At 74.0% G+C, this 11,656-nt stretch carries 9 protein-coding genes and 3 tRNA genes; 8 read left to right on the plus strand and 4 right to left on the minus strand.

Features of this window, described 5'->3' with window-relative positions; all coding sequences use genetic code 11:
* Positions 1-24: 24 nt before the first annotated feature.
* The 4 genes from cobT to DI272_RS40265 all read left to right on the plus strand — a co-directional run bounded on the left by cobT (position 25) and on the right by DI272_RS40265 (position 7,479).
* On the plus strand, positions 25-4,446 hold the full coding sequence (gene cobT / locus DI272_RS40250) for a nicotinate-nucleotide--dimethylbenzimidazole phosphoribosyltransferase (protein WP_109500101.1): 4,422 nt from the start codon (positions 25-27) through the stop codon (positions 4,444-4,446).
* Positions 4,447-4,966: 520 nt separating this feature from the next.
* Positions 4,967-6,199: a uroporphyrinogen-III C-methyltransferase gene (gene cobA / locus DI272_RS40255; protein WP_109500102.1), complete on the plus strand. Its 1,233-nt coding sequence runs from the start codon at positions 4,967-4,969 to the stop codon at positions 6,197-6,199.
* A gap of 64 nt (positions 6,200-6,263) precedes the next feature.
* Positions 6,264-7,082, plus strand: a complete 819-nt coding sequence (locus tag DI272_RS40260; RefSeq protein WP_109500103.1) for an RNA methyltransferase — start codon at positions 6,264-6,266, stop codon at positions 7,080-7,082.
* A 4-nt stretch (positions 7,083-7,086) separates the two neighbouring features.
* Positions 7,087-7,479: an NUDIX domain-containing protein gene (locus DI272_RS40265; RefSeq protein ID WP_109500104.1), complete on the plus strand. Its 393-nt coding sequence runs from the start codon at positions 7,087-7,089 to the stop codon at positions 7,477-7,479.
* Between the two features lie 4 nt (positions 7,480-7,483).
* Here DI272_RS40265 and DI272_RS40270 read toward each other — a convergent pair whose 3' ends face one another.
* A complete protein-coding gene (locus tag DI272_RS40270) occupies positions 7,484-8,923 on the minus strand; it encodes a serine/threonine-protein kinase (protein WP_181387576.1) in 1,440 nt (479 codons plus the stop codon).
* Positions 8,924-9,119: 196 nt separating this feature from the next.
* On the opposite strand from DI272_RS40270, the gene DI272_RS40275 reads away from it, so the two are divergent.
* The 4 genes from DI272_RS40275 (at position 9,120) to DI272_RS40290 (ending at position 11,356) form a co-directional block, all read left to right on the plus strand.
* Positions 9,120-9,395 carry a hypothetical protein gene (locus tag DI272_RS40275; protein WP_109500106.1) on the plus strand — a complete coding sequence of 92 codons (276 nt, stop codon included), beginning with the start codon at positions 9,120-9,122 and terminating at the stop codon, positions 9,393-9,395.
* Positions 9,396-9,592: 197 nt separating this feature from the next.
* Positions 9,593-9,790, plus strand: coding sequence for a hypothetical protein (locus DI272_RS40280; protein WP_109500107.1), 198 nt, complete (start codon positions 9,593-9,595; stop codon positions 9,788-9,790).
* A gap of 217 nt (positions 9,791-10,007) precedes the next feature.
* Entirely contained in the window at positions 10,008-10,955 is a 948-nt protein-coding gene (locus tag DI272_RS40285) for a phosphotransferase enzyme family protein (protein ID WP_258314817.1), read from the plus strand.
* An 80-nt stretch (positions 10,956-11,035) separates the two neighbouring features.
* Positions 11,036-11,356, plus strand: coding sequence for a zf-TFIIB domain-containing protein (locus tag DI272_RS40290; RefSeq protein ID WP_109500109.1), 321 nt, complete (start codon positions 11,036-11,038; stop codon positions 11,354-11,356).
* Between the two features lie 47 nt (positions 11,357-11,403).
* On the opposite strand, the gene DI272_RS40295 is transcribed toward DI272_RS40290, so the two are convergent.
* The 3 genes from DI272_RS40295 to DI272_RS40305 all read right to left on the minus strand — a co-directional run bounded on the left by DI272_RS40295 (position 11,404) and on the right by DI272_RS40305 (position 11,656).
* Positions 11,404-11,475 (minus strand) — tRNA-Val (locus DI272_RS40295).
* A 1-nt stretch (position 11,476) separates the two neighbouring features.
* Positions 11,477-11,550 (minus strand) — tRNA-Cys (locus DI272_RS40300).
* Positions 11,551-11,594: 44 nt separating this feature from the next.
* A tRNA-Gly gene (locus DI272_RS40305) sits at positions 11,595-11,656 on the minus strand.

Raw genomic sequence — 11,656 nt, forward strand, 5'->3', positions numbered from 1 at the left:
CTAACCGATGGGCGAGGGGTACGCATGACCGACACCGGCCAGGTCCCGGGCGAGGGGCTGCCGGAGAACGCAGGCATGGTGGAACAGCCGGGCGTCCCCGCGCACGGTGCGTACACCTACCTCTCCGAGACCACCGCCGAGGACGAAGACCTGTTGCTGCTGCCGGGTGCCCAGGGCGCCTGGGGCAACGAGGTCGCCCCGCCCACGCCGGAGCCCGTCGTCGAGACCGTGCAGGAGCCGTTCGCGGACGCCGCGCAGCAGCCGTTCGCGGAGCAGCCGTTCGCGGAGCAGGCGCAGCAGCCCCTGGGGGAGCAGGTGCCGCAGCCCTTCGGGGAGCCGGTACAGCAGCCCTTCGGGGAGCCCGCGCAGCAGCCCTTCGGGGAGCAGGCGGAGCAGCCCTTCGGTGCGGCTGGGCCTGAGCCCGTGCACGAGCCCGGTCCGCACGAGATGTCCGGTCGCGACAGCGGCTCGGTCGACCTCGGCGGCGTCCGCATGCCCGACGCGCGGCCCAAGGTGTCCGCCCCGTCGGTGCCCATCCCGCCGATCACGCCCCGGCGCCCCCTGCACCTCGGCCCGCCCACCCCCGACGCTTCCGCGAGCCCGGTCCGCTCCCTCGCCGACCGCGGCCCCGCGGGCGCACCGGCCCGTCACGCGGGCCCCCCGACCACGGGCCCCGAATACCTCGACATCCCGCAGCCCCTGCGCGAGATGTCCCCGCAGGGCGCCGCTCCCTGGGGCGCCCCGGCCGCGGCGGGCATGCCGGCCCAGGCTGCCGAAACGGTTGTCCCGGCCACCGACCCCGCGGCCCAGCAGACCCCCGAACCGGTGGGCGCGGCCCAGGCGGCGGTCGCGCGCGTGACCACGCAGGCGGGCGTCGCCGGTGCGGTGGCACAGCCGGACGTGGCGCCGGCGGAGGAGGTTCAGCCGGAGGGCGCGCACTCGGGGGACGGTGAGCCGGGGCAGGCGTCGGTCGGTGGGGAAGGCGTTCCGGTTCCGGCGGGGGGCGAAGGCGCTTCCGTAGGTGGGAAGAGCGGGGCCGTCGGGTCTGACGGGGCCGCCGGGTCCGTCGTCGGGGCGGCTGTCGCCTCGGGCGGTGAGGCGGCTTCTGCGGCTCCTGCCGCTCCTCCTCACGCTCCTGCGGCTCCTGCGGGTCCTACGGCGGCTCAGGTGCCGGCGGCCGGAGAGGTTCCGGGCGGCGTGAGCATGCCCGAGCCCGGTGCGGCTGCTCCGGATGCCGGGACCGTGCCGGACGGTGCCGAGGCGCCGGTCGCCGGGGAGGTTCCGGCCGCTGTGTCCGAGACCGACGGTGCGGGCGTGGCCGTGGACGGCGTTGCCGGTGCCGTGGGTGACGGTGACGCCGGGCAGGCCGTTCCTGAGGAGGCCACGGTGGCCGACGGGGACGTGGCCGGTGCGGACGCCGGGCAGGTCGTCGCCGATGCCGCGGACGCCGGACAGCCCCAGGCCACCGGTGCGGCCCCCGAGGCCGCGGACACGACGGACGCCGGTCAGAGCACCGAGCCTTCCGTCGCGCCGGAGGCCGCCGAGGCAGTGGTGCCGCAGGTCGCTGAGGTGGCTGAGGCCGCTGAGGTCGCCGTCGCCGAAGCCCCTGCACCGCAGGTTCAGGATGCTCCCGTGACGGAAGCCCAGGAAGTGCCGGAAGCCCAGGAAGCGCCGGAAGCCCAGGTGGCGCTCGCACCCGAGACCGCCGACGCCGCAGCCGTACCCGAGGGTGCCGCTGCCCCTGCCGCCGCCGAGCCCGAGGCCACCGTGCCCCCGGCCCCCGCAACCGCGACCACCGTCCCCCCGGCCGCCGCGTCCGAGGCCGCCGTCCCCGAAGCCGTACCGGCCCCGTCCGAGGCGGACCCGGAGCAGCCGGCGGAGGCTGACATGGAACAGTCGTCGCAGCCCGCCGAGACCACGCCCGCCCCAGAGCCAGAGGCCCCCGCCGCGGACACCCCCGCAGCCGGCGCCGAGCAGATCGCGCAGCCGGAGGACCCCACGGCCACGCCCGCCGAACCTGCCGCCGCCGAGCCCGCCGCGGACGCCCCCGCGTCCCACATGGTGGGCGCCGCGGACCAGACCCCGGACGCGGCCCAGCCCGCCGACGTCCAGGCGGCCCCCGCCCCTGCCCCGGCATCCGTACCCGTCCCAGCTCCCGCGTCTCCCGTGTCTCCCGCACAGGCGGATGCCCCGCAGCCGACTCCGGTCCCGCACGCGCTCACGGCGGAACCCGCAGGCCCCCAGGTCCTGTTCATGGACCAGGCCACGCCCGCGCAAGTCCCCGCTGCGGACCTCCCGCCCGGTGCCCCGCTGGCCCCCCACCCCGGCCAGCCCCTGGGGCAGTTCGTCCCGGTGGAGGGTTCGGTGCCGACCACTCCGCACCTCGCCCCCACCCCACCGCAGCCCTTCATCGTCCCTGCGGAGACCACAGGGGCGACGGAGACCACGGAGACGGCACAGGCGACGGAGGCGACCGAGCCCCCCGGAGCCACCCCGGCCGCCCCGGCCCAGGCCCCGGCACAAGCTCAGGACCAGGACCAGGCCCAGGCCCAGCCCGGCGTCCCCGCCCCTCGTGACGGCGGCGCCCCAGAGCCCGTGGAACCCGCGGAAGCGGAAGCGGAACACCTCACTCAGAACGCCGACGACCTGGACACCCGGGCCGCCGATGAGGAAGAAAGCACGGCCGCCGTGGAAGAAGTACGTCAGTCCACCGGCCCGGCCGCGCCCGCCTACGACGACGCCGAGCGCGAGGCCGTCCTGAAGGTCATGCGCGAGCGCCGGGACATCCGCAACGGCTTCCGCAGCGACCCCATCCCGCACGAGGTGCTGCTCCGTGTCCTGGAGGCGGCCCACACCGCCCCGTCCGTGGGCCACTCGCAGCCGTGGGACTTCGTCGTCATCCGCTCCGCCGACACCCGGCGCAGCATGCACGAACTGGCGATGCGCCAGCGTGACGCGTACGCGAAGTCCCTCCCCAAGGGCCGGGCGAAGCAGTTCAAGGAACTGAAGATCGAGGCGATCCTCGACACCCCGGTCAACATCGTCGTCACCGCGGACCCGACCCGCGGCGGCCGCCACACCCTGGGCCGCCACACCCAGCCCCAGATGGCGCCGTACTCCGCCGCGCTCGCCGTCGAGAACCTCTGGCTCGCCGCCCGCGCCGAGGGCCTCGGCGTCGGCTGGGTCAGCTTCTTCGACGAGCGCGAGATGGTCCGCGCGCTGGGCCTGCCCGAGCACCTCGAAGTCATCGCCTACCTGTGCGTGGGGTACGTCGACGAGTTCCCGGACGAGCCCGAGCTGATGCAGGCCGGCTGGTCCAAGCGCCGCCCGCTGTCGTGGGTCGTGCACGAGGAGACGTACGGCCGCCGTGCCCTGCCCGGCGAGGAGCCGCACGACCTGCTCGCCGAGACCGTCGCCCAGATCCGCCCGCTGGACGCCAAGGCGCTCGGCGAGGCCTGGGAGCGGCAGAAGCGGATGACCAAGCCGGCCGGCGCGCTCGGCATGCTGGAGATCATCTCCGCTCAGCTGTCCGGACTGTCCCGGCAGTGCCCGCCGCCGATCCCGGAGCCCGCGGCGGTCGCGATCTTCGCCGGCGACCACGGCGTGCACGCCCAGGGCGTCACCCCCTGGCCCCAGGAGGTGACCGCCCAGATGGTGGCCAACTTCCTCGGCGGCGGCGCGGTCTGCAACGCGTTCGCGAGCCAGGTGGGCGCGGAGGTGTGCGTGGTCGACGTCGGCGTCGCTGCCGACCTCCCCGCCACCCCCGGCCTCCTGCCCCGCAAGGTCCGCGCCGGCACGTCCGACATGACGACCGGCCCCGCGATGACCCGCGAGGAGGCCAAGCAGGCCATCGAGGTCGGCATCGAGACCGCCCGCGACCTGGTGGCGGCCGGCAACAAGGCCCTGCTGACGGGCGAGATGGGCATCGCGAACACGACGGCGTCCGCCGCCCTGATCTCGGTCTTCACGGATACCGACCCGGCCGAGGTCACCGGCCGCGGCACCGGCATCAACGACGAGACCCTCGCCCGCAAGACCGAGGTCGTCCGCCGTGCCATCGAGGTCCACCAGCCCGACCCGGCCGACCCCATCGGGGTGCTGGCCGCGATCGGCGGCTTCGAGCACGCGGCGATGGTCGGCCTGCTCCTGGGCGGCGCCTCGCTGCGCACCCCGGTGATCCTGGACGGCGTCAGCGCCGGCGCCGCCGCGCTGGTGGCCCGCGCCATCGCCCCCGAGGTCCTCGCGGCCTGCATCGCGGGCCACCGCAGCGCGGAACCGGGCCATGTCGCCGCCCTGAACAAGCTGGGTCTGCGTCCCCTGGTCGACCTCGACCTCCGCCTGGGCGAGGGCACGGGAGCCCTGCTGGCGCTCCCGCTGGTCCAGAGCACGGCGAGGGCGATGCACGAGGTGGCGACGTTCGACTCGGCGGGAGTGACGGAGAAGTAGGCACGGGCCACCGGCCTCGGGACCCCGCCCCGAGGCCTGGCCACCCCTCCGACGACGCGCCCCACACATGCGCCGCCGCATCCCCACGCCGTGGCCGCATGCGTCCCTCCCCCGCCCGCCCATCTGCAAGGCCACAAGCCGGATGGATCGCGGAACCGACGAGTCGGTGGGCCGTTGACTCGCCGCTTCGTGCTCGCGAGGACCTGGCGAGCAACAACCATGCGGGCTCACAACCCCGCGGCCCGACGACCCCGGCGGACCCGCACCCTTGCCGACCCACAACCCCGCGGACCTCGACCAAGCCCGCAGGTCCGAGGCCCCCTCAGGCCGTCAGCCCGGCGGCCCTGACCCCATGGGTCCGTGGGCAGTCGTTCCGCAGGGCGGAACGGGTGGGCACGGACCCACGCACCCGCACCCGGCGACGACGCCCAGCCACCGGACACCTGAGCCGCCCCATCCGCCCGCCCCTTAAAATCTGCACGTCAGGGCCACCGCCAAGCCCCCGGAGGAGCCGACCCTCATGGCCGAAAACCCCGCCTACCCCGTAGGCCTCCGCCTCACCGGCCGCAAGGTCGTCGTCCTCGGCGGCGGCCAGGTGGCCCAGCGCCGCCTCCCGGCCCTGATCGCAGCGGGCGCGGACATCCTCCTCGTGTCCCCGGAGGCGACCCCCTCCGTCGAAGCCATGGCGGACGCGGGCGAGATCACCTGGCACCGGCGCCGCTACGCCGAGGGCGACCTCGCGGACGCCTGGTACGCCCTGATCGCCACCAGCGACGCCGAGGCCAACACGGCCGCGTCCGCCGAGGCGGAGCGCCACCGCGTGTGGTGCGTCCGCTCCGACAACGCCGACGCCGCCACCGCCTGGACCCCGGCCACCGGCCACAGCGAAGGCGTCACCGTCGCCGTCCTCACCACCGAAGCCCGTGGCCGCGACCCCCGGCACACCGCCGCCATCCGCGACGCGGTGGTGGAAGGCCTCCGTGACGGCACCCTCGTCGCTCCCCACCACCGCACCCGCACCCCGGGCGTCGCCCTCGTCGGCGGCGGCCCCGGTGACCCCGACCTCATCACGGTCCGCGGCCGCCGCCTCCTCGCCGAGGCGGACGTCGTCATCGCGGACCGCCTCGGCCCCCGCGACCTCCTCGCCGAACTCCCGCCGCACGTCGAGGTGATCGACGCCGCGAAGATCCCGTACGGCCGTTTCATGGCCCAGGAGGCCATCAACAACGCCCTGATCGAGCACGCCAAGCAGGGCAAGTCCGTCGTACGGCTGAAGGGCGGCGACCCCTATGTCTTCGGCCGTGGCATGGAGGAGCTGCACGCCCTCGCCGAGGCCGGCATCCCCTGCACCGTCGTCCCCGGCATCTCCAGCTCGATCTCCGTCCCGGGCGCGGCCGGCATCCCGGTCACCCACCGCGGTGTCGCCCACGAGTTCACGGTGGTCAGCGGCCATGTGGCCCCTGACGACGAGCGCTCCCTGGTCGACTGGTCGTCCCTGGCCAAGCTCACCGGCACGCTCGTCGTCCTCATGGGCGTCGACAAGATCGGAAAGATCGCCGACATGCTCGTGGCCCACGGCAAGTCCCCGGACACCCCGGTCGCCCTCGTCCAGGAGGGCACCACGGCCGCCCAGCGCCGCGTGGACGCGACCCTCGCGACGGTCGCCGAGACGGTGGTGCGCGAGGACGTGAAGCCCCCGGCGGTGATCGTCATCGGTGCCGTCGTGGGCGTAGGCCCGCAGACCTCCGCGTAACCCCGGGTAACCCAACTCGTACCCAGCCGTTGGCACCGCACCGAGAGCAAGGCAGTATCACCCTGTGGCCGATCTCATCACCGTCGAGGATCCCGACGACCCGCGCCTGCGCGACTACACAGGCCTGACCGACGTCGAACTGCGCCGCAAGCGAGAACCCGCCGAGGGCCTCTTCATCGCCGAGGGCGAGAAGGTCATCAGACGGGCCAAGGACGCCGGGTACGAGATGCGCTCGATGCTGCTGTCCGCCAAGTGGGTCGACGTCATGCGCGACGTCATCGACGAGCTCCCGGCCCCGGTCTACGCAGTCAGCCCGGAGCTCGCCGAGCAGGTCACCGGCTACCACGTGCACCGCGGCGCGCTCGCCTCCATGCAGCGCAAACCGCTCCCGACGGCGATCGACCTCCTCCAGACGGCCCGCCGGGTCGTGGTCATGGAGTCGGTGAACGACCACACCAACATCGGTGCGATCTTCCGTTCCGCGGCGGCCCTGGGCATGGACGCGGTCCTGCTCTCGCCCGACTGCGCCGACCCCCTCTACCGTCGCAGCGTCAAGGTCTCGATGGGCGCGGTCTTCTCGGTTCCGTACGCCCGCCTGGACAGCTGGCCCAAGAGCCTGGAGTCGGTCCGCGAGGCCGGCTTCACACTCCTCGCCCTCACCCCGGACGAGAAGGCCAAGACCCTCGACGAGGTCGCCCCCCACAAGATGGACCGGGTCGCCCTGATGCTGGGCGCGGAGGGCGACGGCCTGTCCACCCAGGCCCTGGTGGCCGCCGACGAATGGGTCCGCATCCCGATGGCCCACGGCGTGGACTCCCTCAACGTCGGCGCGGCGGCCGCGGTCGCCTTCTACGCGGTGGCCACGGGCCGCCCCGAGCTGTAATCCGGTGGACCGGCGCGAGGCGATCGTCGCGGTCCTGTTCCGCGCGGACCGCGTCCTGGTCGTCCGTCGCGCGCCGGGCGTGGTCCGTCCCGGCTACTGGCAGCCCCTCAGCGGCAAGCTCGAACCGGGGGAGACCCAGCGGGAGGCGGTGATCAGGGAGGTCCGCGAGGAGGTCGGCCTGACGGTCGCCCCGCTCGCCAAGGTCTGGGAATCGGAGACCGACGACGGCACCTTCCGCCTCCACTGGTGGACGGCCCGCGCCGACGACGGCGAGGTGGTCCCCGACCCCACGGAAGTGGCCGAGGCCCGCTGGATCACCCCGGAGGAATTCCCGTCCCTGGACCCGGTCTTCGAGGGCGACCTCGAGTTCTTCGACCGGATCCTGCCGAGCCTGTGACGCCTCAGTCGGTCGCAGTCAGCGTCGACTCGAACCGCTCGGACATCGATCCCCGCTCGTCCAGCGGCGGGTAGTGCACCTGCTCCTGCCGTACGCCGTCACGATCGCCGCCGATGCCCCGCGCCGGCCCCTGACATCCCTGGGCCGCGGCGATGCCGAGCGCCACCAGCAAGGTCACGACCACGAACACGAACAGCCGCTGACGCAGCAGCCGCGGATTGGCGGGCCGCCGGCCCGTGCCCGTGGTCCTGGCCGCCGGACGCCCCGTACCACTGCGCGGTGCGGGACGGTTGCCGCCGCCGGAACGCGTGGTGTTCCGCGCGGCGGGCGTGGGCCGGGCCCCGGACCGGGACACGGGACCGCCACCTCGCGACGGCGCCCCGTTCCGTGACGGGGCGGGCCCGCGCGAGGACGACGGTGTGCCGCCCCGCGAGGATGACGGCGTGCCGCCGCGCGGCGCCGGAGTGCGCTGAGTGGACCCCGGCTGGGCCCCCTGCGGCCCCTGCGGCCGCCGCTGCTGCGGACGCTGCGGGTCGGTATAGCTCTCGGTGACCCGCCCGGCCGGCCGGTCCGTGTCGGCGACGCGCGGCGCGGGCGGCCGTACGTCCGCGAGTCCTTGCGCCTCCCGCGCGGCGATCTCCTTGAGCCGCAACGACAGTTGGAGCGTGCTGGGCCGTTCCTCGGGGTCCTTGGCGAGACAGGCACGCACCAGCGGGGCAAGAGCGTCCGGTACGCCGTGCAGTTGCGCCTCCTCGTGCACCACCCGGTACAGCATCACCTCGGAACTGCCGTGCCCGAAGGGCGAGTCGCCCATCGAGGCGTACGCCAGCGTCGCACCGAGCGAGAACACGTCGGTGGCCGGAGTGACGGCCGCGCCGCGCACCTGCTCCGGCGCGAGAAAGCCGGGCGAGCCGACGGCGGTGCCGACGTGTGTGAGCGTGGAGGCCCCCGTGGCCCAGGCGATGCCGAAGTCGATGATCCGCGGGCCCTTGGGGGAGAGGAGGATGTTGGACGGCTTCAGATCCCGGTGCACGACACCGGCCTCGTGCACCGCGACCAGCCCCTCCGACAGCGCCGCACCGATCGCCGCGACCTCGGCCGCGGCCAGGCAGCCCTCGTCGGCGACCTTGTCGTGCAGGGAGGGCCCGGGGACGTACTGGGTGGCGAACCACGGCCGCTCGGCGTCGAGATCGGCCGCCACGAGCCGCGCCGTACAACCACCCCTGATCCGCCGGGCCGCCGAGACCTCACGCGCGAACCGCGAACGGAACTCCTGGTCCTCCGCCAGATCGGGCCGGATCACCTTCAGCGCGACCCGCTGCCCCTTCTTGTCGGAGCCCAGGTAGACGACGCCCATACCGCCCGCGCCGAGCCGTCTGTGAAGCCTGAACGAGCCGACGACGCGCGGGTCCTCGCGCCTCAGGCGCATCATCGCCATGTTCATCCCCGCTGCCCGGTCCGTGTGACGAGCCACAGCTTACGTTTATGCGGCCGCCCGCGCGCAGAGGCCGCGCCCTCTCGTCCCGACGGATTGTCAGTGCCCGGTGGGAGAATTGAGGGGTGGTCAGGGAGCGCGCGAACGGACGGGCTTTGCCGCGCAGTTCCTCCCAACCACCCGTCACAGAAGGGGGATTGAACCCGTGAAGGGTGATCGCGTGGAGATAGTCGTGGACGCGGGGGACACGACGCGCACCTACGAGGTGGTGGCGAGCAGAGCGGGCCGCCGAGTGGAGACGGCGGTACGCCGCGGAGTCGTGGAAGTGAGCGAAGTCACCCGCAGTGGCTCCGTCGTCCGGACGGCCCGCTTCATGGCGAACCGCGTCCTGGCGCTGGTCGAGCAGCCGGTGCCGCGCGAGGACAGCTCGGAGAAACCGGGGCAGAGCGGGCGCCCCCTCCGGGAAGACCCGGAGACCTAGGACCTCGTCTCCACCCAGGGGAGTACTCCGCAGGTCATGGCTCATCCTCCGGGAGGCCCGGCAATCGGTACGAGGGCATGACGTGCGGCGCCCGCCGCGCCCCTAGATTTGAGGTCAAGCGGCGGGTGCAGCACTCGTCCCCCGAGGTCAGACACCCGCCGCTGCCAACGACAACCGAAACGGTCAGGAGAGGGACCATGGCCCACACGGCACCGCGGACGATGATCCGCACCCAGGAGCGCACCGCGCTCCGCCCCCGCCGCACGGGCCGCCGCCACCCCTTGGTGGCGACCCTGATGGCCCTTCCTCCTGCGGTCCTGCTCTTCCTCCTCTTCGGAGGCTGGGAGACGGTGGCCACACAGGCGTCGTCCGTGGGCGTGATGCTGGGGCGCTGAGCGGCGACCCCAGGCCCGGAAGAGCGGTCCGGGCGGGGACATCCACCCATGAAACCCCGTGGGGACGGGGGTGCGGCGGACGGCACAAATGCCGGCGCAGCTGGGGAGCTGCGCCGGCATTGCTTTTCCCCGATGCGGTCGTCCCGGGACCCTGCGGTCGGCGCGGGATCTCCCCGTACCCTCGCAGTCACACCCCGCACCGCACCGAGGGAGCCCCGTGACCGCCGCCACCGCCTTGCTCTCCGAGCTCACCGCCCGAGCCAAGGCCACGGCGCACTCCGGTACCCCGACCGCCCCGACCTGCGTCTGCGGCACCAGCACCCTCGCCGACCGCCCCGACGCCACCGTCGTCCGCCATGCCGACACGGTCGCGAAGGCGCACGCCCCCGGCACACCCCTCGCCGAACTGACCGCCCGCCTCACCGCGGCCGGGCGCCTCCGGGGCATCCTGCTCCCCCCGCTCACCCCCACCCCGGTTGCCCTCCACGACCGCCTCGTCACGTTCTGGCCCTACGGCACCCCCGTGGACCCGCGGAATCCGGACGCCGCCCCCTGGGAGGAGGCGGCGACCCTCCTCGCCCGCCTCCACCGCACCCCCGCCAGTCCCGGTCTCCCCGCGATGCGCGGCCCGGCCAAGGCGGCCCGGGCGGTGGACCGCCTCCGTGCGGCCGGCCCGCACCCCGCCACCCGCCCCGTCCTCGAAGCCTGGGCCACCCTCCCCGCCTGGGCCCGGGCCGAGGTGCCCATGCCGGACACCCGCACCCTCTGCCACGGCGACCTCCACCTCGGCCAGCTCGTCCGCCACCCCGCTCCCGACGGCCACTGGCTCCTCATCGACGTCGACGACCTCGGCACCGGCGTCCCCGCCTGGGACCTCGCCCGCCCGGCCGCCTGGTACGCCTGCGGCCTGCTCCCGCCCGACGAGTGGGCCCGCTTCCTCGACGCCTACCGCACCGCGGGCGGCCCGGCTGTCCCGCCCCACGGCGACCCCTGGCCGGCCCTGGACGTCCCGGCCCGCGCCCTGACCGTCCAGACCGCCGCACGGTCCCTCACGAAGGCCCTGGCGGCGGACCGCCCCCTGGACGAGGTCGAGCAGTCCCTGGTCGACGCCTGCGCCCGAATGGGTTCGGTCCCACCCGAGTTGACCGGGACATTCGCGAAGTAGGGTGCAACCGACCGCAGCCGGACAGTGTCTGTCCTGGCGAAACGCGAAGCAGGACCGACCGGCGAGGAGTTGAGCCGACCATGCAGTGTCCCAAGTGCCATGCGCCCATGCACACGTACAACCGCAACGGTGTTCAGATCGAGCAGTGCAGCGGGTGTCGCGGCATCTTCCTCGACTACGGCGAGCTGGAGGCTCTGACCCGCCTGGAGTCCCAGTGGACCCAGCCCGCCCCGCCGCCCCCGGGCGCCCCACAGGCGTACCCGGCGGGACCACAGGCGTACCCTGCGGCCCCCGCGGCCCCCGCGGCTCCCGCCTGGGGCGCGCCGCAGCACGGCGGCCACGGCGGCCACTACGGTCACAAGCGGCACAAGAGCTTCGGGCACATGCTGTTCTCCAGCTGACCCGGCACGAAGAAGCCCCCGGCCGCAGGGCCGGGGGCTTCGGTATGTGGACGATACTGGGATTGAACCAGTGACCTCTTCCGTGTCAGGGAAGCGCTCTCCCGCTGAGCTAATCGTCCTTGGAGGTGGAGACGGGATTTGAACCCGTGTAGACGGCTTTGCAGGCCGTTGCCTCGCCTCTCGGCCACTCCACCAGGAGTGTCGGGGGTTCGGGATGATCCCCCTTGCTCTTCCGAGCGAACGACGAGGTTCGAACTCGCGACCTCAACCTTGGCAAGGTTGCGCTCTACCAACTGAGCT

This window comes from Streptomyces sp. Act143 (assembly GCF_003143935.1).
Classification (GTDB): Bacteria; Actinomycetota; Actinomycetes; order Streptomycetales; family Streptomycetaceae; genus Streptomyces.